The sequence below is a fragment of the Mesorhizobium sp. B4-1-3 genome (assembly GCF_006439355.1).
Classification (GTDB): Bacteria; Pseudomonadota; Alphaproteobacteria; order Rhizobiales; family Rhizobiaceae; genus Mesorhizobium.
This window is the reverse complement of the sequence record NZ_VFTG01000014.1, coordinates 17,104-40,475: the sequence shown is the minus strand read 5'-3', so window position 1 is coordinate 40,475 and position 23,372 is coordinate 17,104. Positions and strand designations below refer to the sequence as shown.

Genomic DNA, 23,372 nt, shown 5'->3' with positions numbered 1-23,372 from the left:
CTGTTTGCGCGCAATCCCAGCCGAAGCCGGGAGGCGCCTTTTTTAGCGGAAGCCAGCCTCGCCATGCGCATGCAGCTTGGGCCCGCGCTCCTCGATCGACTCCAACGCCTTCTCGACCGGCACGTTCGGCGCGTTGAGGATGGCGGGATTCGACCCTTGTGGGTTCACCGCCCACTTCACTGCGTTGCAGAGCACCTTCTGCACGGTAGCGTCGTGATAGGTCGGATAGGTCTCGTGTCCGGGCCGGAAGTAGAAGACATTGCCGGCGCCGCGCCGGTAGGTCAGCCCCGAGCGGAACACCTCGCCACCCTGGAACCATGAGATGAAGACGGTTTCGAGCGGCTCCGGCACGGCGAACTGCTCGCCATACATCTCCTCGTTCTCGAGTTCGAAGAACTCGCCGACGCCTTCGGCGATCGGATGGCTGGGGCTCGTCACCCACAGCCGCTCGCGCTCGCCGGCCTCGCGCCATTTCAACGTGCAGGGGGTGCCCATCAGCCGCTTGAAGATCTTCGAGAAGTGCCCGGAATGGAGCACGATCAGCCCCATGCCTTCCCAGACGCGCTTTGCAACACGCTCGACCATCTCGTCGGCTACCGCGCCATGGTCCTTGTGGCCCCACCAGACGAGCACGTCGGTTTCCGCAAGGCGGGCTTCCGGCAGGCCGTGCTCCGGCTGCTCCAGCGTGGCCGTCGAGGCGGAGATCGCCTTGTCCGCATTCAGCGCGTTGGCGATGGTCGCGTGCATGCCCTCCGGATAGATGCCGGCCACCACCTCATTGGTCCGCTCATGGATGTTCTCGCCCCAGACGACAGCGCGAATTGTCATGGATAGCCTCGTGATGATTGGGAGCCGCCCCGCGCCATAGATAGCGCCTCCGCCGGGTATTGAAAGCGGTTTTCGAGGCTCGCTTTAGGGCGGTGTGGAGAAAGGGCTAGGAGAGCGGCACAACACCCAACTCTCAGTTCTCTTCACCTCATCCTTTCCGCCAGCCATCTCGCTGCTGCGTCCGCCCCATCTGCGTGGATCTCGCGGGCCACCTTGTGGGCACGAACCCGGACCTTCGGCGCCAGTGCCACGTCCAGCGCCGCTGACAGCGATGCCGTCGTCGGCACCGGGCCGTCATGCGCGGCGCCGACGCCGAGTTCGGCCACCCGCCGCGCCCAATAGGGCTGGTCGCCGGTCTGCGGCACAATCACCTGCGGCGCTCCCGTCCGCGCAGCAGCGACGGTGGTGCCGGCGCCGCCATGATGGATGACTGCGGCGACGCGGCCGAACAGCGCCTGCTGGTTGACCTCGCCGACGGCGAAGCAATCGTCGCCGTCGTCGACGGGGGCCAACTCGGCCCAGCCCTGCGCGAGCACTGTGCGGAGGCCCTTGGCGCGGATCGCGTTGACGGCCGCGCGGCCGGCTTCGCTCGCGACCGATATCGAGCCGAAGCCGACATAGACCGGCGGCGGGCCCGCATTGAGGAAAGCTTCCAGCCCGTCGGGGAGGGGCCGTTCATCCGGTAGGATGAAGGCGCCGGTCCGCACGGCGTCGATCAGGTCCGAGGGCAGCCACGGTGCCAGTGTCGGGTCGCAGGCGAGTAGGACCGGATTGCCGTAGACATAGTCCCGGACATTCTTTACCGGGGGCAGCCCGAGCGACGCGCGGTGGCCGTTGATCGCCTCGCCGAAAAGGGCGTTCTTGGTCCGGATGTCGATGTCCCACAATAGCCGATTGTCGGTCACCCCGGCCGGCAACGGATGTCCAGGATATTCATGCGGCCGGTTGTGCGGCGAGGGCAGCCAGATCGGGCAGAACGTGCCGAGCATGTAGCGTATGCCGCGCTGCTCCGCGACCAGTCGCGCGGCGGCGCAGGAAGGGAAGAGGCCGAACGCCACCACCGCGTCGCAGCCTTCGGCAGCCGCGCTCAGCGCCTCATATTGCCTGGCGACGATCTCGGCGGCCTGGCCGGAAATGAGTCTGGCCCGGTCCTCGGGCGAGGCCGACCGCGACCGGTTGATCATTTCCTTCGCCCATTCGCGCACCGGCGCGAAGGCCGGCGCCAGCGACACGCCGGCGCGGGCGAGAAGGGCGGCAAATTCCGCATCGGCCGGCGCGCTTACCCTGGCCTCGACGCCATGCGCCTGCAAAGCCGCGCCCAGCGCCGCCAGCGGCTCCACGTCGCCGCGCGAGCCGTAAGTCGATAACAAGATCCGCATTCCCTGCTCCGTCGTCGTTTTTCGGAGCAGCGTTGATACGCCACGGCCGGGGACTTGCCGCAAGCCCGGGCTGCGCCATATCTACATCCTGGGAAGGGTCGTCACCGTTTCCTCGGGTGAGAGGTCGCGATGGTTGCCATGGTTTGAAATGGCGATGGCAAAACACCCGGGTGCCTCTCGGCTACCAGGCCCTTCCGATCAGCAAGTGGGGATCGATAAAAGCCGGCGACCCGTTCGCCGGCCGATGAGGGTTTAACCTTGGCGGCCTTCCTGGGCGACCTGGGTGGGAGAGCTTGTGAGCCGCGGGACGACGACAAGGCGCTTGATCTTGCCCTTTTTGTAGGCGGCAAGGAAGCGGTGGTAGTCCTTGAAGACGACGCACCCATTCGACTCGGCGCGGCCGCCGCGCAGCATATAGGTGTGTGCGAGCAGGCCGTTGCGGCCGTATTTGTTCCGGCCGCTGGCCGGCGTCAGGCGTATCGCCTCGACGCCGTGAAAGCGCGATTCACGGATCGACAGATTGTAGGTGTCGGGCGGCGTCGGGCCGACATTCTTGCGGTCGACGAAGCGCGGCTGATCGACCATCGAACCCAGACCCGAATGCGCCTCCAGCTTCGAACCGTCGGGCATGTATACGGTTCTCGCCGAAATGTCATAGACTGCCACGCCGTTGCCCGTAGAAGGCCCGCTGAAGAGGTTGCGGAAGGCATTGCCGAGCCCGCCTCGCTCCGGCGTGTCCGGCTTGGCATAGGCGAGCATTTCCGACGCCTGCGCCTTGCGCTTGCCAGGCTTGGAATCTGCCACCATCGGCTTCGAATTCGGCACGCCCGGCAGGGCCTGGTCGCCGCTTCTCGGCGAGGCCGCCGTCGGGGTGCTTGGCGCGGTGTCGGCCGCGACCGGCAGCGGCTTGGCCCTGGCCATCTGCGGCTTGGTGGTGGTCTCCGGCTGCCTGATCTCCGGCTTCTGCGGCTTCGCCGCCTTCTGTTCGGGCGCCTCGGTGGCGCGCTCGAGCGTGGTGCGCGGGCGAAGGCCGGGCACGGCGATCGTGTCGGGCAGATCGTCCTGCGGCGGCAGCGAGGCGACCTGATACGTGCCATCCTGCCCATTGTCCGGCTTGCCGGCGGGCGCGTCGCTGTTTTGCAGCGCGACGGCGGTCGGAACGTCGGCCGTCTCCTCCGGCGATATGTTGGCGAGCGCGAGCGCCAGCTCGGCGCCGGCGATCTGAGCGGGCTGCGAACCGAACCGCTCTTCCGCGGGGGCACCCGGCAGCGCGCCGCCGAAGCGGCTCGCCGAAGGCAGGCTGGCGAGCAGGAATGGCGCCTTCTCGGCACGGGCAAAGGCATCGGCAAGCTTTTGCGGCGAAAGCGCTGCACGCTTCACCACGCCGTCGAAACGATCGGCGGCTTCGGCGGCCGACGCCACCACGACCTTTTCCTGCGCGACGCTGTCGGGAGCAGGCAACTTGAGGCGTGCCATCTTGCCGTCGCGGCCTTCATTCTTCAGCTTTTCAAGAGCTTGGCCGTTATCCCTGAAGCTTGCCGCGAGGCTGAAGCAGCCGGCGTCGCAGCCGCCGGTGAGCGAGCCTGCCTTGTAGCCGCCCTTGGCGGCAAGGCGCGGCGCCCAGGCGTTGGCAATCTGCCGGCGCTGGTCGCCAAGCGCTATGGTGCGCGGCGAAAGCAGACTTTGCGGCAACCCGTTGGAAGCGGCGGTCAGCGAGGTGCTTACCGAATAGAGCCCCGCCAAGGTGCCGATGGACCATAGGGCAAGAGCGGCGCCGACAGCAGGCACCACGACCCAACGATGACCAGACTTTTTCGAAGTTACCTCCCCATGAGGAGTGTCACCCCGGTTTTTCAAACGCAAAAACGCCATACGACCACTCTCAATCGGCATGCCGGTTTGCGGACCTGGCACCCGTCACGATCACAGTTCGCCGGTGCCCCCTGCACCTTCACGCGTCTGTTGCCGATTGATTCAAAAGATGGACAAAGATGGTTAACCAATCCCTCCACCAATCGCCGATTTGGCGACGGTCCATACGAAAAGAGCCCTCCGTAGTCTTCGCCACGGTAAAAATGCTCTCCCTCACCCGCTTTGCTGCCCGTTTTTCCGGCCCCTGTCAAGAAACCGTGAAGACCGGAACCGCAACATCTTCAGCCGGCTAGAGGCCGATTTGGGTCAAAATGCGACCAAGTGGTCGGCGCTGTGACAAGTTCGTCCAAGATATATTGGACCAGCGGGCAAGCGGGCCGAACGGTGTCGCCTCGACGGATTACTCCAGAAAAGGCGCTTCCGCCGGGAGGCGGAGGCGCCTTGAAACGTGAAAACTGTGCGTCAGAGTCGTTGCGTCTTCGGCGTAGTCATTCCGGCTGATCGGCGACGCCGACAGATGCCGGTAGACCATTCCCCAGCCCTTCCAACCGGTGAACAAAAGGATGAGAACGACGATCAGCGACAGGACCAGGCCGACAGGCCACCGCCGTTTCTGCATGGGCATATCGCGAGTACCGGTTGTAGAGCTCGATCAGGACGACGATTACATTGCCACCGGCGTGGAGCCATGCGTCCTGAAGATTGCGGATCTGGTATTGCCGAGCACATCGGTGAGACCGGCAAGCGCCGCCAGGGCGGCCATGATCAGACCGTCCCCCAGCAGTCAGACTGAAGCGGTGACCCAGCCCGGATTGCCGGTTCGCCAGAAGATGACGTCGGAAACCAGGGTCGCAACGAAGAAGGCGATCGGGAACGGGATCAGCATTGCATGGATAGGATGCCCGGCAATGCTTGCCGTGCTGTGCGGATTGTGGGGGAGATCGTATGCTGGACCATGGCACTGCCTTCGTAAAGCGTGGCGAGCGCCGCCCTCAGTCCACATCACTACGCATTGCGGGCTTGGCCGCAAAAAGCCGGACAATATACGACTCCGGATGGCCCGGAATGTTCCATAACCCCGCGTCCACAATGCTACTGCGTTGCGAACTGGCAGGGGCGGCAGGGCTCAGCCGCCTCCCGCCGAGCATGCCGCGGCCAAGCCCGGGACGGGGTTCGTTTTGCCGCTGAGCCGAGCTCCCAAGGAGAGCGTCCGCGGAAAATTGCGGACGACCGCCCTCATCATGGCGGCACCGCCGGAACCAAGCGCAATGCGTGCGATGGCCTCTGCGGCCAGGACACGGGTAGAGAACAATTCTTTCCAGGCCGCCTCATAACGTCTGCCGGCCGCATCGCGCCCTCTCTGTCCGCTTGCCGCCTCGTTCAGTTCCATAGCCAGAAGCCAGCCGGACTGAAGCGCCATCGATATGCCTTCGGCAATGATCGGATGCGACTCGCCGGCAGCGTTGCCGACGCGGAAGACGTCTGCTGCGTAGCCAACGCGGATGCCCGGCCGGATTGGGCCGGCGGCAAGCCATGGACCGTCGAGGCGGGCTTGCTCCAAGGCTTCCCGCACGCCCCGGCATGTCGCCACGATATGATGCTCGACGGCTTCGGCGGCGGAGACATGGCCGTCGCGTTCGCGGGCGAGGCCGCCGCGCAGGCGGATGAGCATGTCGCGTCTTATGCAACATGAGAGGGACATGCGACCATGATCTGCGAGCACCATGCCACCATAACCGCCGGGAAACGTTAGCAGGGGCATCAGGTCGGGCGGCAGCGTCGATCCTAAAAAATGCGCCTTGAAGCCGAGGAGATCCGAGGGGCGGCTTTTCTTCTCGAGTTGGCTCGGCAGCGTCCCCGGCTCCCATGAGCCGTGCGCAGCGATGATCACCGGCGCCCGTAGGATCGTCGCCTCATCGCGGGAAGTCGCGGCTCCCGCCTGGATCCGCACCCGCTGGCGATCGCCATCCCGCTCGATGGCGATGGCGCGGTAGGGCTGGAAGATTTCTGCGCCGGCCGATCGGGCCGCATCGAGCAGCAGTGTATCCAGTATGTCGCGGCCGAGCGCGCGGCCGAAGCGGCCTCTCGCCGGGTCCCCGGACTTCGCGCCCGGCATCGGCGCCTCGACCTTGGTGTCGCCGGAAAAGAGGCCGACCCGGCGGATTTCGGGACCGGCCTCGGCGCGCCAGGCATCGCCGATCTCCAGCCGGTCGAGAAGCGCCAGATTGCTTGCAGAGATATATTCGCCACATACCTTGCGGCGCGGAAATGCGTTTTTTTCCACGATCGCCACGGCCCAGCCACGCCGGGCGAGCGCCAGAGCCGCCGACGTGCCCGCCGGGCCGCCGCCGATTACGATCGCATCGTGGGTGGGCGGCCGCCTCATGGCATATTCCCGGCAGGCATCGACGCGGCACCGACGAAGACATGAGAGAAGAGACCGGCGCGTCGCTCCTCCAGTGGTCTGCCGCCGGCGGCGCTCCAGAGATCGGAAAGCTCGCTCCCGCGAAAGCCGGCCCGCACGCTCTGGGCGGCGTCATGCCTGGTGACGTCATTGGCGCCGATCGCCGGGAGAAGACGGGCGGCGGCCAGCGCGAAGCCGGCCCTCAGCGGTTCCGTAACCAGGATGAGCGGAGCCATGCGCCGCAATAGCGAAAACAGGCGCAGCAGGCTGTCGTCGTCGAAATGATGCAGGAACAGATTGACCATGATCGCGTCGAAGGGCCTGCCACCCGCCTTTTCCGCCCAGTCGAAGACATCGGCGACAAAGGTTTTGACCTGCCATCCCAGACCGTCGAAATCCGCCACGAGCTCGGGAGTGATGAGGCCGACGCGATCGAGCATCGTCAGTTCCACCCCTGGCCAATCTCTTGCCATGCGCCGGGCCACCTTGAGCATGAAGGTGCCGTCGCCAGCCCCGATCTCCAGAATGCGGGCAGGCCTGACGGCCAAGAATTTCCTCATCAGCGACGCCATAATGGGCGCTTGGAACATCAATGCGTTGATGCGGCGCAGATCGCGCCGCGAGCGGAGCGCCCGCGGATCGTCCGGCCCGAGGCAGTCGAGGATTTCTGGGACGAGGTTCCGTTGATCGAGCGCGTTCATGAAGCGGTCTGGAACAACATGGTCTCGGCCGTCAGTCCGGGTCCGAACGACATGCCGCAGCCGCGCAGGTCGCCCGGCGCTTTCAGCATCTCCTCCATCACGAACATAACCGTTGCCGACGACATGTTGCCATATCGGCGCAGCACCTCGCGCGACGGCTCGAGTGCCGCGGGTGTGAGGTTCAGCGCCCTCTCGACGGCGTCGAGAATGGACCGCCCGCCGGGATGCACGGCCCAGAGGTCGATCGCTTCGGCTGGCCGGCCGTCGAGGATCGCGTCCTGGTTGTTGCGCAGAGCTTCTTGGATTGCCGCCGGCACCTGACCGGAGAGGAACATGTTGAAGCCATGGTCGCCGATGTCCCAGGTCATCAGGTCCCGCTGCTCGGCCGCGATGGTGCAGCGGAAGCTATCGAGCTCGATGCCGGGCGGCTCGGCAGTGACGAGCGTCGCCGCGCAGCCATCGCCCCAAAGGCAGAAGGACAGCAGCTTTTCCAGCTCGCTGGTTTCCCTCAAATGCAGCGTGCAGACTTCGATGTTGACCAGGAGGACCTTCGCACGTGAGTCGGAGCGGACGATGTGACGGGCAAGCTTGAGGGCGTTGATTGCAGCGTAGCAGCCCATGAACCCGATCATCGTGCGTTCAATACCGTCCGGCAGGCCGCAGCGCGCGGCAAGATCAAGGTCGATGCCGGGCGCGGAGAAACCGGTGCATGTGGTGACGATGAGATGGGTTATGCGCGATACCTCGTCACCAAGGCGCAGCCCGTCGACTGCCTTTTGCGCCAGGACGGGTGCTGCTTGAGCAAACATGGCCATCCTGGCGGCCGTTCCGGGAAACGCGCCGCGCTTGAAGGCTCCGCCGAGATCGGCCGACGGCCCCTCGGGGTCGAGAGCAGGCTCAAAGCAGGAGAAGCGGTGCTCAATACCGGCAAGTCCGGCCATGCGTTCGAATATCTTCCTGCGATCGGCGGCGAGCATCGAGGCCGCGTAGTCCAGATAGAACTGGTGGACCTCATGCTCCGGAACCGCTGTCGCGATCCGGTTGATATAGGCGCTGACGGACATGTACTTGTCTCCCTAGCCTCGGGCGCGGGGACGCGCTGTTGCCGGAAGGATTCCTTGCTCATGAACGCCCGTGACAGGCGCAAGACGCTGAGCGTTGCCTGTTCGATAAACGTTTGGGAAAACCTGCTTCTTCCCCGACGTGAGATCCCGAACTCAAGAATTGCAAGGGATGACAGGCAAATCAAAGCGTTACAGCCTTTCCATACCCTGACGGGCAAGGACTGCTGGCCGATCATTTGCCGCCCTGCATCGCTCCGGGCACGACCAAGGCACCTTGATCGCGCTCCGAATATTTGAAGCCGATAAAGAACAAGGCGATGATGATCAGGCAGATCGCCAGCACGGTGGTGAGGATCCTTCCCGGGTTTTCGGCTGGTGGTTTGTCTTCCATGGTGGTTCGTCTCGCATATCAACCCCGCGAGAGCGGCAAGAGTTCCGAACTCCGAACGGGTGCGTCGGACAAGCGAATGCAGGGCGCTCTGCCACGGTCACGTGACATCGATCACCACCATCAGCCCGCCGCCGCCCTTCTCTTCGACATTGTTGTTCGTGGTGTGATGCGGGATGTGACAGTGGATGAGCCACTTGCCGGGTCGCTGCGCCTTCCAGATGACATCGTAGCGCTGGCCCGGCCCGACATTGACGGTATCGGCAAGGAAGCGGGCCGAGGGAGGAATCGTCTCGCCGTCACGGGCAACCACCTCGAACGGGCCGCCATGGATGTGCATCGGATGGATAAAGCCGTTGTTGGTGCCGATAAACCGAACCTTGAGCGTCTCGCCGACCTTCATATGGATGGTGTCGGTAGATGGATAGGACTTGCCGTTGATCGTGAAGAAGTTCGGCATCCCGCCGTCCATCGGCATCGATGGATAGGTGAGGCCTTCGCGCACCAGCCATTCCTGCAGTTCGATGACATAGTCATGGTCGGCGGCGACCTCGTCGGCGGGGTTGGCTGGATCGATGATCAGCGCGCCATAGAGGCCGAGTGCCTGGGTGCGGTCGGGCTTGGCGTGCGGGTGGTAGAAATAGGTGCCGTGTTGGGTGGCGGTGAACTCGTAGGAATAGGATTGTCCGGGCTCGATTGGCGGCTGGGTGATCTCGGCCGGCCCGTCCATCTGGTTGGGCAGGATCAGGCCATGCCAGTGCACTGTCGTCTCCTCCGGCAGTCCGTTGGTGACGTTGATGCGCACCCGGTCGCCTTGACGGATATGGATGCGCGGGCCTGGAATCTGGCCGTTATAGGCATAGGCGTCGACCGCCACATCCGGCAGGATCTGCCAGCGGATCACCGCCGGCCTCAGCTCGAACAGCTTCACGCCATTCTCCATCCGGAACGGCAGGTCTTGGTCCCCTCTGGCCGAAAGGCCATAGGATGCAGTCACCAGGCGCGGGTCGGCCGCCGCCATGTCGCGCATGGCGTCAGCCGGCGTGTCACGGTCCATGATCATGCCCTGCGGCATGATCACTCCGCCGACGTCGCGGGCCGAGAGTCTGAGGTTCAGCCAGTTCGCAGGCGCTGCCATGCCGAGCGCCAGGGCCAGCGCCGACACCGTACCGAGCGCCGCTATCTGCGGCGTGGTCGCATCCGAGCGCATGTGATGAGCGGCAGCGCTGTGTTCGCCCGCCGGTCCATGGGCCCGCCGGTGATGGCCGTGCTCGCTCGCTTCAGCCTGCTGTGGGCGCTCGGTCATCAGCCCATGTTTGAGGCCGCGCGCGACCAGCCAGACATTGGCGGGATAGGCCAGCACGAAGCCGGCGATGACGCCGAGTGACATCACGCCCCAGAACAGAAGCTCGGTGGGCTCCATTGCGCGCATGTCGCGGCCCATCATCAGGAAGCTCATGACCGGAGCCATCCCGGCCATCATGAAGTTCATGGAGATGAACTCGGGCAGGAAGCTCTTCCTCACATTTTCCCGATAGCTGCCGCCCATCATTGATTTCATGAACAGCGATTGGAAGATGAAGAGGCCGAAGGCAAAGCCGGCAAGGTATTCGACGATGAGGTCGAGCCACATCGGCAGGCCGAGCGTGGCGGTGACGACCGCGGCAAGGATAATCCCGGTGGCATCGCCGGCGACGCAATGGATGGTCGAGCCTACGCCCTGCTTCCAAAGAGGTTTTGTGAAGGCCTCATGCTCGCCGGGGCGCGGTTCCTTATCGGCCAGCACATAAAGCAGCAGACCGAGCGGACCCATATAGAGCGTTACCAGGATGAAGCCCCATTTCATCACCACCGGCTCGGGATTGTTGCGGTACTGGTCGAAGCCGACATAGAGCGTCGAAGCGGCCGCGACTACGAACCAGGCAAGCAGGAAATAGTCCATCGGCTGGATGAGCATGATGCGGCCTCTGCTCGACGGAACGGCTGGTTGCATCCCCTGCGCATGAACGCGGCCGGTGGCCACTACGATCCATCCTGCGGAATTTCTGGCTCCAGGCTCGATCGAGCCTGGCCTTCCATTAGCTGGAACCCTTACCTTCGCGACGAAGTCTCGACATGGCGCATCGATGTCTTTGCCAGGGCCGGCGAGACGGAGTTGTGGGAAATAGTCAACCAGGCCGACATGGACCACCTTTCCATCTCCACGGCACAAGCGCCAGGACGTCGCCGAGGCCGATCCGGCAAAAATGCCGGCAGAGCATCGCCTGCACCTCGTTCTGCAGGTTGCACGAACTGCCATTCGAAGTTCCGGCGCAAAGTCGAATGAGGCGGGGCGTGATCAGGGCGCGATATGGCGGCGCACCGTCTTCCACTCCCGCCAGATCAGCCACATGACGATTGCATCGAAGACGGTCAGCACGAGCAGGCCGGGCGAATGCGTGTAGGAGTAGCGATAGATCTGGTAGGCCATGAAGGCGCCGAGCGCCACCAGCGAGGCCGGGTAGGACCAAAGCTTGCCGCGCAGCAGGCCGATGACCAGCAAGAGTTTGATCAGCCCGTGGCTGAGCAGGTAGAAGGCATAGAATTGCTTGCTGGCGAGGGAGAACTCGGCCGCCATCCGCGACAGGTGGGCGGCAATGAAGTCGGTGGGATCCTCGATCAGTTCGTCCTGGGTGAACATGTTGACCCAGGAGGCGATCGTTTCGGTGGTGATGAGGTAAAGCAGCACACCGCTGACGCACTCGATCAAGGCATGGGCACCTTTTAGCCATACACCGACCTCAAAGAGCTGGTGAATGCGGTGCTCGCTGGCGGGTTTCAACGATCGACCTCACTTTTACACAGGGACATCAGGTAGGAATGGACGCTTCTCTCACGCACTGGATCAATTCGGCCGCCGGCATAAGCCTGCTTCTTGATAGGACAATGATCATCATCTCACAAATCGGCGTGCCGCTGATGGTGATCGCGGTCGCCCTTCAATGGTGGTCGAGGGCCGATCGCTCCCATGTGCGCCATGCCTGCCTGTCCGCCGGGCTTTCCTTTCTGCTCGGGCTGGCGATCAACCAGGGTATCCTGCTCTTCGTTCACCGGATCAGGCCCTACGACGCCGGCGTCACCCATCTTCTCATTGCGCCCAGCGCCGATTGGTCGTTCCCCTCCGATCACGCGACCGCCAGCACGGCCATCGTCGCTGCCTTCGCCATGCAGGCGCTGCCGCGCCGCACGCTGGCGCTGTTCGCGGTTGCGTTCGTCATCTGCTGGTCCAGGATCTTCATCGGAACGCATTATGTCAGCGACGTGATCGGCGGCGCCGCCACCGCCGCCATCGCTGCGCTGGCGGTCCGGCTGGCCTATAAGGAGAATTCGCGGCTCGACGCCTTCGCCACAAGGCTCCTCTGAACGCGCCGCCAAGGCGCCCGGCTGCGGTTTCACGAAAAAGGATGATGGACGGCGCATCACAAAACTGACGCGCTCGACCCGTTATATGCTAAGGCTCCCGTTGCCAACACAGAGTTCATCGTCATGGAAGCCAGCGAATTGCAGGCCATAGGTGATACGCTGATGCGCGTCGTCACCCCCGATATGAAACCGAAAGACCTGCTCAAGGCCGTGCGAAAACTGCATCCGGATGCCAAGAAGAAGGACATTGCCCGGGCAGCCTTCCACGCCATCATCGCCAACGCCGACCAGGATCTCGGCAAATCGGGAAATCTCCAGGCCTTCGCGCTTGCCGAGCGTACCCAGCGATCGGAATAAATTGCCGCGAATTGTAGCGTCGGGCTTGCCGGAACATTAATAAGCGATTGCTAATTTAAAGGCTCGGCCGGCAGCTGGCCCCCAACCGGTAACAAGTCCATGACCAAAAACCTCGGCAATGCCAAACCCAGCGCGCCCGCCAAGGAGATGAACCCCTCGCTGTTCAGCAAGGCCGCGCCGGCACTGTTTCCGCTGATCGTCGCGGCGCTCGGCTACCTCATCGGCCGGCATTTCTTCGGCTTTTGACGCTGGCGTTCGGCGCGTTTGCTTGCCGGTCGGTCGAAGCACAACTGGTCGTGAGGGCATGCCTTGCAGCTTTGGTCCTAGGGCCTAGGTCGTTCTTGTCCTTGGCCAGGCCCGAGCGCATGCTTGTGACAGCCGGCGGCCTCGCAAACTCCGGTCAGGCCCGGCCGCCGAACCCAGTATCACCCCCCAAGGCTGCCGGGCCGCCACCGCGCGAATTCGTCCGCACTCCCGTAAAGCAAATGCCGGATCGCGCGATCCGCAGTCCCATCCGGACGCTTTCGAAAATCCGCTGCCGCGTCCTCGCGCATACCAAACGTCGTGGCGAAGTGGAATTCCGCTACGCCAAGATGCAAAGGCATGCCTGATCCGTCATGCTCGTTTTTACTCGCGAGGCCCAGCAATTTTATTGAATAACGGCGGGCCCTTTGCACTAACTGTCGACAAGCCACACTTCCCAGAAACTCAAAGAACGCTAGGTCATATTGGAAAGCAACTAGGCAGTTTCTTCGAACGAAGAGCAGGAGCTGTATATGGTAACGAGCGAGCCAAACAGTGTCCGCGTAAAAGCCGTCAATGGCCAATGGATCGTGCGCGTTGTCGATGGCGGCAGGCTGACGCAGCAAGTGTTCGATATTCACGCGCAGGCCGAAATCTTCGCCGAGGAGGAGCGGCTGCGATTGGGGCTGCCCGGCGAGCCGCCGACGGAGGAGCCGGTCGGGCCGCTGCGGCGCGGGCGGGCGCGCTGAGGCATCTTCCGCACGAGGAGCTTGGCAACCGCGGGCGTCCTGCTGCTACCCCAAATGCTCCGCCCTGAGCCGCTCTTTCATCCGCTCAAGCGCCGGCTCGCCGCCGGCCGCGAGTTCATCCGCGATCCGCGCGAGCTTGTCGTCGGCTCTGCGATGTTTGCTGCCCCAGGCGCCCAGCGTCGCCAGCACCGGTAGAAGGTCGATGCCGGCTTCGGTCAGCCGGTAGATCGCCTTCAGCCCGTGCGTCGGGTCGCTGCTGCGGGTGAGGATGCCTTCGTCGACCAGTGTCTGCAGCCGCTCGGCGAGCGTGCGGGACGAGATGCCTTCGTCGGATTGCAGGAACTCGCGAAAATGCCTTTTCCCGGCGAAGACCAGGTCGCGGATGATGAGCAGCGTCCAGCGGTCGCCGAGCAGTTCGAGCGAGAGGTTGATCGGGCAGCCGGATCGTCTTTTGGTCGACATTAGTACGGTTCCATTTTTAAATCACTTTACTATTGACATCATTCATGCCTTGCGTCAATTAGTTCCAAAAGTAAATCATTGGCGAGAGGAGATCGATATGAACCGGCATGCCATCCGCACGATCGTGGTCGTCGGCGCAACCAGCGAAGTCGGCGTCGAGGTCTCGGCCAGGCTGACCGGGGCAGGGCACACGGTGCGCGGTGTCGCCCGCAGCCTGGGCTTTGCCCTCGACGATCAGGCGGCGCTCGACGCCGCCTTCTCGGGCGCCGACAGCGCTTACGTGATGATCCCCTTCGATGTCACGGCGACCGATCTGCATTGCTTTGAGGACGATGTCGGCGCACGGCTGGCATCCTCCATCGCCAAGGCGGGCCTGCGCCGGGTCGTGCTCCTCAGCGGTCTCAACGCCCATCTCAAAATGGGCACCTCGCTTGGCGCTGCGCTGATGGAAGAGCGGCTCGCGGCGCTAGGCCTGGAGGAACTCGTCTATCTGCGCGCCTCCTTCTTCATGGAGAATTTCATCAAGGGCATGGGCTTCGTCGAGCAGGCGCCGTCCGGCGTCTTCGCCTCGCCCTTCCGTGGCGACCTGCCGATGCCGCTGATTGCCGCCAAGGACGTTGGCGAGCGCGCCGCCGAGCTATTGAGCGCCGAACATTTCCCGGCCCGGCGCGTTGTCGAATTGCACGGCGGCGGCCGCTACACGCTCGAACGGGCCACCACGATCCTGGGCCGGGCGATCGGCAAGGATGTCACCTATCATGAAGCGCCGTTCGCCGATGCGCGCGCCGGCATGGTCGCCAATGGCATATCGGCGAGTTTTGCCGATGCGCTGGGTGAGACGGCGGCAAGCTTCAACAGAGGCGAGCGCTGGGCGCTGGAAGTCCCCTCTGCCGAAAATGCCACACCGACCAGTTTCGAAGCCTGGGCCCAAGCTTTCGCCCGTTCGCGCGCCGCGGCCTGAGCCTTCACAGGCAGCCAATTTCTGCAAGGGAAACCGGATATGAAAAAGCTCATCCTGCAAATGCAGATGTCGGTCGACGGTTTTGTCGGCGCCGACGAGGACCGTCGATGGCAGCTCTGGGAGTGGGGCGATGACAGCGCCTGGGACGAGGAGCTTAAGCAGGACTTCAACGCCGTCTTCACGACCGTCGACACCATCCTCTTGAGCCGCAAGATGGCTGAGGAGGGCTATCTAACCCATTGGGGCAATGCGGCGAAGAAATATCCGCAGGATCCCTTCTATGCCTTCGCGCGACGCATCGTCGAGGTCGAAAAGGTGGTAGCGAGCGACAAGCTCGAGGCTTCGCGCTGGGAGCGCACGCGGGTTGTGAGCGGTGACCTGCCGCGCGAGGTGCACAGGCTGAAGCAAGGCCAAGGCGGCGACATCGCCGTGTTCGGCGGTGCCGGCTTTGCCTCGGCGCTGATCGCCGCCGGCCTTGTCGACGAGTTCCAGTTCTTCATCAATCCGGCGGTGCTGGGCAGCGGCCATCGCATATTCGGCGAGGGCGACTTTGGCAGGCTGAAGCTTCTCGGCTCGAAGCCTTATGCCAGCGGCATGGTGGTGAGTCGCTACGCGCCGGAGCGATGAGAGATGATAATCGAAGCCGTGCTACCGTGATTCAATCCGGCAGCCTGCCTTCCTAACTGCCTGTCTGGCCGCGCCTTTCCCGGACGGTCGGAAGCTTCCTCCGCTGACCAGCCGCAGGTGGCCGGCTGGCCGTCCGGGCCGCGGCCAGGCTGCATGATCGTTGCCCGCGGCGACGAACCCGCGGGCCTCATGATGTCAGGCCGATAAGCGCTTGCCTACTGCCCCGCTTGGTCGGCGTCCGTCAGCGTGCCGAGGAAGGCGACGATGTCGTCGATCTCGGCGTCGGTCAGCGCCGGCTTGTCGCCGGGCTTTCTGCCGTTGAACGGCGGATCGGTGTTGAGGTTCGGCCAGTAGGCTTTTGGCAGATCGTCGAATTTGTCGACCGTGCCATCGGCTTTCTTCGGATACCAGCGCGCGGGATCGCTGTCGCGGCTGGCGTAGAAGGCGACCGCCTCGCGCAGCGTGTGGAAATAGCCATTGTGGAAGAAGCTCTTGCGCAGCGCCACGTTGCGCAGAGTCGGCGTCTTGAACAGGCCGCAATAGTCGGTCCGCCCCTTGAAGTCAGTGCGCAGCGGACCGCACAGGCCGAGGTCTACATAATTCGGGTCGGCATTGGCGGGGATCGCCGGATTGCGCGGCACGGCGATCCCGATCAGGCCGTAGTCGGTGAATTGCGGCGGCTCGCCGTCATTGGCGGGCTCGCTCAGATGGCAGCTGGCGCAATTGCCCTTGGTCTCGTCCTCGAACAGCATCCGGCCATGCAGCTCCTGCACAGAAAGCTGTGCCTTGCCGGCGAGGAAGGCGTCGTAGCGGCTGGAATAGGGATAGAAATCTGCGCTGCTTTGCTCGAAGGTGCCGAGCGCTTCGACCGCGGCATCGAAGGCGTCCTGCGGATGATCGAAGACATCGGCGCCGAACGCTGCCTTGAAAGCGTCGGCATAGGGCGCCTTGCGCAGGCTGGCGACCACGGCGCCCTCATCCTTGTTGCCCATCTCGAAGGAAGATAGCAGTGGGATGCTCGCCTGGTCCTTGCCGTGGTCGGCGCGGCCGTCCCAGGTCAGGCCGCCGGTCGGGCCGTTATCGATGCTCTCGTCGCCTTCATCCTCGGAGTCGTAGAAATGCTCGGTGAAGGCTGGCGCCGCCTGCAGGTAGCGCAGCGATTGCACGGCGCGAACGCCGGGCCGGTCGAGATTGGCTCCGCCCATCTCGACCGGCGAGGCTGAGGCCGGCCCGAAGGCGTGATTGGGATCATGGCAGGACGAGCAGGCCTGCTTGCCCGAGGCTGAGAGAGACGGATCGAAGAACATCTGCCGCCCCAGCGCCGTCAGCGCGTCCGCGCGGGCATAGGCTTCCTGGCGCGACATTGGGCCGGGATGGACGCCGGAAGGTTTCGCGGTGTTGGCAGGTGCGGTCAAGCCGACGATCGAAGCTGCCATAAGAGCGATCGCGCGGTTTTTCCGTCCCAACGTCTGCGGCGACATCCCTGATTTTCCTCGCCCGATCTCGTTCGCGACGTAAGGCCCGATTTTTCGCGACGTAGGGATCAAGTGCAACGGATTGATGACTGCCCGTCTCGCTCACGAAACCGTGTTCGGACGCTGCAGAACTGTCACATAGGTGACAAGGCGTCGAAGTAGCTGGGCATTAATGCAGCTGCGTTCCTGCATTGCCGTCCTCCAGCCATTTCCAAGCCACGAGGCATTTCCCGATGACCCGGACCTTTCTCTCACTTTGCCTCGCCTCCACGGCGCTGGCATCGCTCGCCGCTGCTGCCCAGGCCGCTCCTCCCGGCTACGACAAGATCGACACCGTCGTGGTCATCTACGCTGAGAACCGCAGCTTCGATAACCTCTATGGCGGCTTCCCTGGCGCCAATGGCCTGGCCAATGTATCGCCCGAGCAGGCTCGCCAGCTCGACCGCGACGGCAAGCCGCTTTCTGAACTTCCGCCGGTCTGGGGCGGCTTGACCGGAAAGGGTGTAACCCCGGCGGTGACGGAAGCGCAGAGCGCGCATCTTGCCAATGCAGTGTTCGCCATTGACGATCCCAAGGGCTTCAACGAAGGGACCAATGTCGTCACGCACGACCTCTGGCACCGCTTCTATCAGGAGCAGATGCAGATCGACGGCGGCCGGAACGACAAGTTCGTCGCCTGGGCCGATTCCGGCGCGCTGGTCATGGGCCATTACGACGGCTCCAACCTGCCGATGTGGAACGTCGCCAAGAAATACGTGCTGGCCGACAATTTCTTCCAGGGCGCCTTCGGCGGCTCCTTCCTCAACCACTTCATGCTCGCCTGCGCCTGCGCGCCTTATTATCCGAATGCGGACACCAGTCCGGTGAAGGGCCAGATCGCCGTCGTCGAGGCGGACGGCGTGACGCTGAAGCCGGCCGACAATTCGCCCGCCTCGGCGCTGGGCGGCGTGCCGAAATTCGCCAATGACGGCGCAATCACCCCCGACTTCTACGCCGTCAACACCATGCAGCCGCCTTACCAGCCGAGCGCCAACAAGCCGGCCGAGGGCGGCGACAAGGCGCTGGCCGATCCGGCTCAGCCGAACACGCTGCCGCCGCAGCACGAGATCACCATCGGCGATCTCCTGACGCTCAAGGGCGTTTCCTGGGCCTGGTATGCGGGCGCCTGGCAGGCGGCACTTGACGGCAAGAACGCGACACCGGTGCCGAACTTCCAGTTCCACCACCAGCCCTACAACTATTTCGCCGCCTATGCGCCGGGCACCGCCGCGCGGGCCGAGCATCTCAAGGATGGCGGCCTCGACGGCGTCGACTTCGTCAAGGCAATCGATGACGGCAAGCTGCCGGCCGTCACCTTCTACAAGCCGCAGGGCAACCTCAACGAACATGCCGGCTATGCCGATGTGACCTCGGGCGACCAGCACCTGGCTGATCTCGTCGCGCATCTGGAGAAGAGCCCGCAATGGGCGCATATGCTGGTGGTCATCACCTATGACGAGAATGGCGGCTTCTGGGACCACGTCGCGCCGCCCAAGGCCGACCGCTGGGGTCCAGGCAACCGCATTCCGGCATTCATCATCTCGCCCTATGCGAAGATGGGCATGGTCGACCACACGCAGTACGACACCACCTCGATCCTGCGCTTCATTACCAACCGTTACGACCTGCCGGTGCTGCCCGGCATCGTCACCCGCGACAAGGCGCTGCGCAACAACGACCAGCCGCCGATGGGGGATCTGACGGCGGCGCTGGATCTGACGAGGTAGCGTTTCAGGACTTGAGTTCCTCGCCCGCCAGAGGCGGGGAGGGGTGTCCGCGAAGCTGACGGAGAGGGGCTTTCGTAGGGCGCTCCCCTTCTCCGTCTCGGCTTCGCCGAGCTCTCCCCATTTCCTGCGGGCGAGGAAACGCCAATCGCCCACGATCTGCGCCGACGATTGCCTCAGTGAATTCCCGTCCGCTATCAATGGCCTCCAAACTGGAGACGACACGATGGCGGACCTCAAAATCAGAACCCGCAACGTCGGCGCGCTCGCCGTCCTGCCACCTGGCGGCCTGCCGGCGGTTACGACGCCCACCGGCGGCACGGTCGATGTCGTCACCCAGGTCAGCGCTCCGGGCTTCAGCCCGCTCGATTTGCTCTACGCTTCTTTGGCCGCCTGCATGGTGCTCAGCGCCCGCATCGCCGCCACCCGCCTCGGCGTCGCCGACCGGCTCGGCGAGGTGAGGGCGGAGGTCACCGGCGACAAGGCGAAGGACGAGCCCTCGCGGGTGGAGACATTCACCGTCAGATTGGAGATCACCGGCGACCTCGACGTTGCGACCAAGCAGCGGATCCTCGCGGACGCCGAAGACATCTGCACCGTCTCCAACACGCTGCGCCGCGCGCCCGCGCTTCACGCGACGCTGGGGTGAGGGCGATGGCGCATCTTTCGCCGATCGACTACGCGACCGCCTCGGACGATATCCGCGCCGAGCACGACCGCGAGCTTAAGCTGCGCGGCCGCATGACAAACATGAAGCGTATCTTGCTGCATTCGCCCGCCGCCCATCGCATCTACGCCGAATGGTTCACGCTGCGCGACCTGCTCAGGCCCACGCTCGACGACCGCGCGATCTGGCTGTTCTCCAAGGCGATCGCTGAGACGATGCGCGCCGAAATCCCGGTGACCTTCTTTCGTCGCGCATTGATCGAGAGCGGCATCGATCCCGAAGCGATCGAGCCCACCGCGCATGAGGCTCTGCTGATATCCTTCGGCAAGGCGGTCGCCGCCGATGGCAATGCCGTTCCGGACGAGACCTGGGCCGCGCTAAAGGCACGCTACGACGAGGCGCTGCTGGTCAACCTCACCGCCTTCGCCGGCGTCATGGTGGCGACCTGCGTGTTCACCAATGCGGTCAAGGTCGATCTCGATCCCGAGCTGGAGATGTATCGGAGGCGGTGAGGCGCGACTTCTCTCTCTCCCTGTGGGAGAAGGTGGATCGGCGCGCAGCGCCGAGACGGATGAGGGGTGTTCCAGCTTGGCGACAAGGTTGAAATCGCCGCCGCCTCATTCCTTCCAGCATCCCTCATCCGACCTCGCTTCGCGAGGTCACCTTCTCCCGCAGCGGAGAAGGGGAGGCCGCCCACCTCCGCAGGAATCGGGTGGCCGATGCACGTTCTTCGCCCCACTTTGGCACCAAGCGAAGGAGCCAACCATGACCATGCATTCCCTCAGTGCCAAGCGCGTCGGCCGGTCCTCCGAATCTCGCGTCGCCGCGCAGGATTGGCGCGGCATCGTCTCCGATCTCAACGCCCATGGCTGCGCCGTCATGCCCGGCCTGCTGTCAGCGGAAGAATGCGCCGATATCGCCGGCCTTTATCCGCATGAGGAGCATTTCCGCAGCCATGTGGTGATGGCCCGCCACGGCTTCGGCAAGGGCGAATATCGCTATTTCAAATACCCGCTGCCGGACCTGATCGAAGGCCTGCGCTCCGCCCTCTATCCACGCCTCGCCACCGTCGCCAATGATTGGAACGAGAAGATGGGCGTGGCGCTTCGTTATCCCGCCGATCACGCCGCCTTCCTGAAGCGCTGCCACGACGAGGGCCAGACGAGGCCGACGCCGCTTCTCTTGCAATACGGTCCCGGCGACTTCAACTGCCTGCACCAGGACCTCTACGGCACGCTCGCCTTCCCGCTGCAGGTGGCGATCCTGCTGTCCGAGCCCGGTGAGGATTTCACTGGGGGCGAGTTCGTGCTCACCGAGCAGCGCCCGCGCATGCAAAGCCGCGCCGAAGTGGTGCCGCTCAAGCGCGGCGATGCGGTGATCTTTACCGTGCACAATCGACCGGTGCAGGGAACGAAGGGGTACTATCGTGTGAATTTGCGCCACGGCGTGAGCAGGCTGCGGTCCGGGCGGCGGCATACGGTGGGGATCATCTTCCACGACGCGAGGTGAACAGGCAGCAGGCAGTGGGTTACGTCCGGGCCAAGCAGCGGTGAGGGGTTCCCTTATCGCACGTACTCCCTTATTGGGCCTACTCCCTACTCCCTACTCCCTACTCCCTAATCCCTAATCCCTACGAGCCCATGATCCGCCTTGAAAATATCGGCAAGCAGAACGGCCGACAGATCGTCTTCATCGAAGCTTCGGCCGCGTTGCAGAAGGGCGAGAAGGTTGGGTTGGTCGGCCCGAACGGCGCCGGCAAGACGACCTTGTTTCGCATGATCATCGGCCAGGAGCAGCCTGACGAAGGCCAGGTCTCGGTCGATCGCGGCGTTACCATCGGCTATTTCAGCCAGGATGTCGGCGACATGGGCGGATTAAGCGCCGTCGCCGAAGTCATGGAAGGCGCCGGGCCGGTGAGCGCTGTCGCCGCCGAGATGCGCGAGCTCGAGCACGCCATGGGCGATCCCGAGCGCGCCGACGTGATGGACGCCATCATCGAGCGATACGGCGAATTGCAGCATCGCTTCGAGGAGCTCGACGGCTATGCGCTCGACGGCCGCGCCCGCGAGGTGCTGGACGGCCTCGGCTTCTCGCAGGAGATGATGGATGGTGACGTTTCAAAACTTTCCGGCGGCTGGAAGATGCGCGTCGCGCTCGCCCGCATCCTCCTCATGCGGCCCGACGTCATGTTGCTCGACGAGCCGTCGAACCATCTCGACCTCGAAAGCCTGATCTGGCTCGAAAAATTCCTGAAGGACTATGACGGCGCGCTGCTGATGACCTCGCATGACCGCGAGTTCATGAACCGCATCGTGTCGAAAATCATCGAGATCGACGCCGGCGCGCTCACCTCCTATTCCGGCAACTACGAATTCTACCAGGAGCAGCGCGCGCTGGCCGACAAGCAATTGCAGGCGCAGTTCGAGCGCCAGCAGGCGATGCTGGCCAAGGAGATCGCCTTCATCGAGCGTTTCAAGGCGCGCGCCTCGCATGCCGCGCAGGTGCAGAGCCGGGTGAAGAAGCTCGACAAGATCGACCGCGTCGAGCCGCCCAAGCGCCGCCAGACGGTAGCCTTCGAGTTTCAGCCGGCGCCGCGCTGCGGCGAGGACGTGGCGACGCTGAAGGGCATCCACAAGGCCTATGGCAGCCGCACCATCTATTCGGGGCTCGACTTCCAGATCCGCCGCCGCGAGCGCTGGTGTGTGATGGGCGTCAACGGCGCCGGCAAGTCGACGCTTTTGAAGCTGGTCGCCGGCGCCTCCGAGCCCGACGAGGGCACGGTCGCGCGCGGGCCGAGCGTCAAGATGGGCTATTTCGCCCAGCACGCCATGGAATTGCTCGACGGCGAGCGCACCGTCTTCCAGACGCTGGAGGACAATTTTCCGCAGGCCGGGCAGGCGCCGCTGCGCGCATTAGCCGGCTGCTTCGGCTTCTCGGGCGACGAGATCGAGAAGAAGTGCCGCGTGCTGTCGGGCGGCGAGAAGGCGCGACTGGTGATGGCCCTGATGCTGTTCGATCCGCCCAACCTCCTGGTGCTCGACGAGCCGACCAACCACCTCGACATCACCACCAAGCAGATGCTGATCGAGGCGCTGTCGCAGTATGAAGGCACGATGCTCTTCGTCTCGCACGACCGCCATTTCCTGGCGGCGCTGTCGAACCGTGTTCTGGAGCTTACGCCCGAAGGCATCCACACCTATGGCGGCGGCTACACGGAATATGTCGCCCGCACCGGCCAGGAGGCGCCGGGGCTGAGGGGGTAGCGACCGCTTCTCAGCCGAAAAGTCTCGTCACAAAGCCGCTGAACCAGGCTTGCTGCGCTGCATGGTGGGCTTCCATCAGCTGGTCCTGCTCGTCCCGGTCCTGCGCGCCGAGCGTGCCATAGGGTGCGCCTTGCCGCTCCTGCCAGCGGCGGAAGCCGGCCGGACCCTGCTCCGCATGGAACTGCAGCGCGTAGGTCCTGTCGCCGATCCGGAACGCCTGATTGGGGAAGGTTTCGCTCGAGGCGAGGTGCACCGCGCCCGCCGGCAGGGCGAAAGTATGGAAGTGATTCTGCGGCAGGAAGAGCGGCCGATCGAGAAAGTCGCCGGCCTCGGCCGTCGGCGTGATCTCGAAATAGCCGAACTCCCTGATGCCGCTTTCCACCGGCCCGACATCGGCGCCGAGATGCCAGGCGATCTGCTGCGCGCCCTGGCAGATGCCAAGCAGCGGCAGATCGTTGTCCAGGCAATGCTCGATCAGCGCGGCTTCGTGATCGAGGAACGGATGCTTGTCGGTATCGAAGACGTTGAACGGGCCGCCATAGATCACGGCTCCGTCGACATTTTCGAGATCGATCGCTTCGCCCTTGAAAGGCATCGCCGTCGTGACCGCGTGGCCGTTAGCCTCCAGAGTGGTCTGAACATGATCGTCGCCCGGTTCTTCCGAGTGCCGGACCAGAACGATGCGCTTCATCGGAGGCTCCTGCCGCTCGTTTCGCGAGAACCACGATAAAGCTTAGCGGGCTGCTGGAAATGTACCAGCGTCCAGT

Annotated in this window: 23 protein-coding genes and 1 pseudogene; 11 read left to right on the top strand and 13 right to left on the bottom strand. The window is 64.0% G+C overall.

What is annotated here, in order from left to right; all coding sequences use genetic code 11:
- Positions 1-42: 42 nt before the first annotated feature.
- From FJW06_RS18260 to FJW06_RS18215, 10 genes and pseudogenes are all read right to left on the bottom strand, one after another.
- The gene (locus tag FJW06_RS18260) at positions 43-828 is read right to left on the bottom strand and encodes a ThuA domain-containing protein (protein WP_140753622.1); all 786 of its coding nucleotides are present in this window, start codon (positions 826-828) and stop codon (positions 43-45) included.
- Between the two features lie 143 nt (positions 829-971).
- On the bottom strand, positions 972-2,207 hold the full coding sequence (locus FJW06_RS18255) for a glycosyltransferase (protein ID WP_140753621.1): 1,236 nt from the start codon (positions 2,205-2,207) through the stop codon (positions 972-974).
- A gap of 252 nt (positions 2,208-2,459) precedes the next feature.
- The gene (locus FJW06_RS18250; RefSeq protein ID WP_246674685.1) at positions 2,460-3,998 is read right to left on the bottom strand and encodes a DUF2778 domain-containing protein; all 1,539 of its coding nucleotides are present in this window, start codon (positions 3,996-3,998) and stop codon (positions 2,460-2,462) included.
- Between the two features lie 569 nt (positions 3,999-4,567).
- A pseudogene (locus FJW06_RS18245) lies at positions 4,568-4,965 on the bottom strand (DUF2231 domain-containing protein).
- 240 nt (positions 4,966-5,205) lie between these two features.
- A complete protein-coding gene (locus tag FJW06_RS18240) occupies positions 5,206-6,465 on the bottom strand; it encodes an NAD(P)/FAD-dependent oxidoreductase (protein WP_140753619.1) in 1,260 nt (419 codons plus the stop codon).
- On the bottom strand, positions 6,462-7,184 hold the full coding sequence (locus FJW06_RS18235; protein ID WP_140753618.1) for a methyltransferase domain-containing protein: 723 nt from the start codon (positions 7,182-7,184) through the stop codon (positions 6,462-6,464). The genes FJW06_RS18240 and FJW06_RS18235 overlap by 4 nt, the downstream gene beginning before the upstream one ends.
- Entirely contained in the window at positions 7,181-8,248 is a 1,068-nt protein-coding gene (locus FJW06_RS18230; protein ID WP_140753617.1) for a type III polyketide synthase, read from the bottom strand. The genes FJW06_RS18235 and FJW06_RS18230 overlap by 4 nt, the downstream gene beginning before the upstream one ends.
- 232 nt (positions 8,249-8,480) lie before the next feature.
- Positions 8,481-8,639, bottom strand: a complete 159-nt coding sequence (locus FJW06_RS30185) for a hypothetical protein (protein WP_181178406.1) — start codon at positions 8,637-8,639, stop codon at positions 8,481-8,483.
- A 97-nt stretch (positions 8,640-8,736) separates the two neighbouring features.
- On the bottom strand, positions 8,737-10,593 hold the full coding sequence (locus FJW06_RS18225; protein ID WP_140753616.1) for a DUF4396 domain-containing protein: 1,857 nt from the start codon (positions 10,591-10,593) through the stop codon (positions 8,737-8,739).
- Positions 10,594-10,974: 381 nt separating this feature from the next.
- Entirely contained in the window at positions 10,975-11,457 is a 483-nt protein-coding gene (locus FJW06_RS18215) for a DUF2127 domain-containing protein (protein WP_140753615.1), read from the bottom strand.
- A gap of 104 nt (positions 11,458-11,561) precedes the next feature.
- Between FJW06_RS18215 and FJW06_RS18210 the strand changes: the two genes are divergently transcribed.
- From FJW06_RS18210 to FJW06_RS18200, 4 genes are all read left to right on the top strand, one after another.
- Positions 11,562-12,038 carry a phosphatase PAP2 family protein gene (locus tag FJW06_RS18210; protein WP_348644055.1) on the top strand — a complete coding sequence of 159 codons (477 nt, stop codon included), beginning with the start codon at positions 11,562-11,564 and terminating at the stop codon, positions 12,036-12,038.
- Positions 12,039-12,161: 123 nt separating this feature from the next.
- The gene (locus tag FJW06_RS18205) at positions 12,162-12,395 is read left to right on the top strand and encodes a hypothetical protein (RefSeq protein WP_140753613.1); all 234 of its coding nucleotides are present in this window, start codon (positions 12,162-12,164) and stop codon (positions 12,393-12,395) included.
- Positions 12,396-12,494: 99 nt separating this feature from the next.
- The gene (locus FJW06_RS30180; protein ID WP_181178404.1) at positions 12,495-12,641 is read left to right on the top strand and encodes a hypothetical protein; all 147 of its coding nucleotides are present in this window, start codon (positions 12,495-12,497) and stop codon (positions 12,639-12,641) included.
- A gap of 530 nt (positions 12,642-13,171) precedes the next feature.
- On the top strand, positions 13,172-13,387 hold the full coding sequence (locus FJW06_RS18200) for a hypothetical protein (RefSeq protein ID WP_140753612.1): 216 nt from the start codon (positions 13,172-13,174) through the stop codon (positions 13,385-13,387).
- Between the two features lie 45 nt (positions 13,388-13,432).
- Here the strand turns inward: FJW06_RS18200 and FJW06_RS18195 are convergent, their stop codons facing one another.
- On the bottom strand, positions 13,433-13,849 hold the full coding sequence (locus tag FJW06_RS18195) for a helix-turn-helix domain-containing protein (RefSeq protein WP_140753611.1): 417 nt from the start codon (positions 13,847-13,849) through the stop codon (positions 13,433-13,435).
- 97 nt (positions 13,850-13,946) lie between these two features.
- Here FJW06_RS18195 and FJW06_RS18190 point away from each other — a divergent pair, with 97 nt between their 5' ends.
- Together FJW06_RS18190 and FJW06_RS18185 are read left to right on the top strand one after the other, a co-directional pair.
- A complete protein-coding gene (locus FJW06_RS18190; RefSeq protein ID WP_140753610.1) occupies positions 13,947-14,810 on the top strand; it encodes an NmrA family NAD(P)-binding protein in 864 nt (287 codons plus the stop codon).
- 39 nt (positions 14,811-14,849) lie between these two features.
- Positions 14,850-15,437, top strand: a complete 588-nt coding sequence (locus FJW06_RS18185; protein ID WP_140753609.1) for a dihydrofolate reductase family protein — start codon at positions 14,850-14,852, stop codon at positions 15,435-15,437.
- A gap of 215 nt (positions 15,438-15,652) precedes the next feature.
- On the opposite strand, the gene FJW06_RS18180 is transcribed toward FJW06_RS18185, so the two are convergent.
- A complete protein-coding gene (locus FJW06_RS18180) occupies positions 15,653-16,873 on the bottom strand; it encodes a cytochrome-c peroxidase (protein WP_246674683.1) in 1,221 nt (406 codons plus the stop codon).
- 272 nt (positions 16,874-17,145) lie between these two features.
- On the opposite strand from FJW06_RS18180, the gene FJW06_RS18175 reads away from it, so the two are divergent.
- The 5 genes from FJW06_RS18175 to FJW06_RS18155 all read left to right on the top strand — a co-directional run bounded on the left by FJW06_RS18175 (position 17,146) and on the right by FJW06_RS18155 (position 22,605).
- Positions 17,146-18,678, top strand: a complete 1,533-nt coding sequence (locus FJW06_RS18175) for an acid phosphatase (RefSeq protein ID WP_140753607.1) — start codon at positions 17,146-17,148, stop codon at positions 18,676-18,678.
- Positions 18,679-18,901: 223 nt separating this feature from the next.
- Entirely contained in the window at positions 18,902-19,324 is a 423-nt protein-coding gene (locus FJW06_RS18170; RefSeq protein WP_140753606.1) for an OsmC family protein, read from the top strand.
- Positions 19,325-19,329: 5 nt separating this feature from the next.
- Positions 19,330-19,854, top strand: a complete 525-nt coding sequence (locus tag FJW06_RS18165; RefSeq protein WP_140753605.1) for a hypothetical protein — start codon at positions 19,330-19,332, stop codon at positions 19,852-19,854.
- Between the two features lie 253 nt (positions 19,855-20,107).
- Positions 20,108-20,851: a 2OG-Fe(II) oxygenase gene (locus tag FJW06_RS18160; RefSeq protein ID WP_140753604.1), complete on the top strand. Its 744-nt coding sequence runs from the start codon at positions 20,108-20,110 to the stop codon at positions 20,849-20,851.
- 131 nt (positions 20,852-20,982) lie between these two features.
- Complete coding sequence (locus FJW06_RS18155; protein WP_140753603.1) at positions 20,983-22,605, top strand: ABC-F family ATP-binding cassette domain-containing protein; 1,623 nt, start codon at positions 20,983-20,985, stop codon at positions 22,603-22,605.
- A gap of 10 nt (positions 22,606-22,615) precedes the next feature.
- Here FJW06_RS18155 and FJW06_RS18150 read toward each other — a convergent pair whose 3' ends face one another.
- The gene (locus FJW06_RS18150) at positions 22,616-23,296 is read right to left on the bottom strand and encodes a gamma-glutamyl-gamma-aminobutyrate hydrolase family protein (protein WP_140753602.1); all 681 of its coding nucleotides are present in this window, start codon (positions 23,294-23,296) and stop codon (positions 22,616-22,618) included.
- Positions 23,297-23,372: the final 76 nt, after the last annotated feature.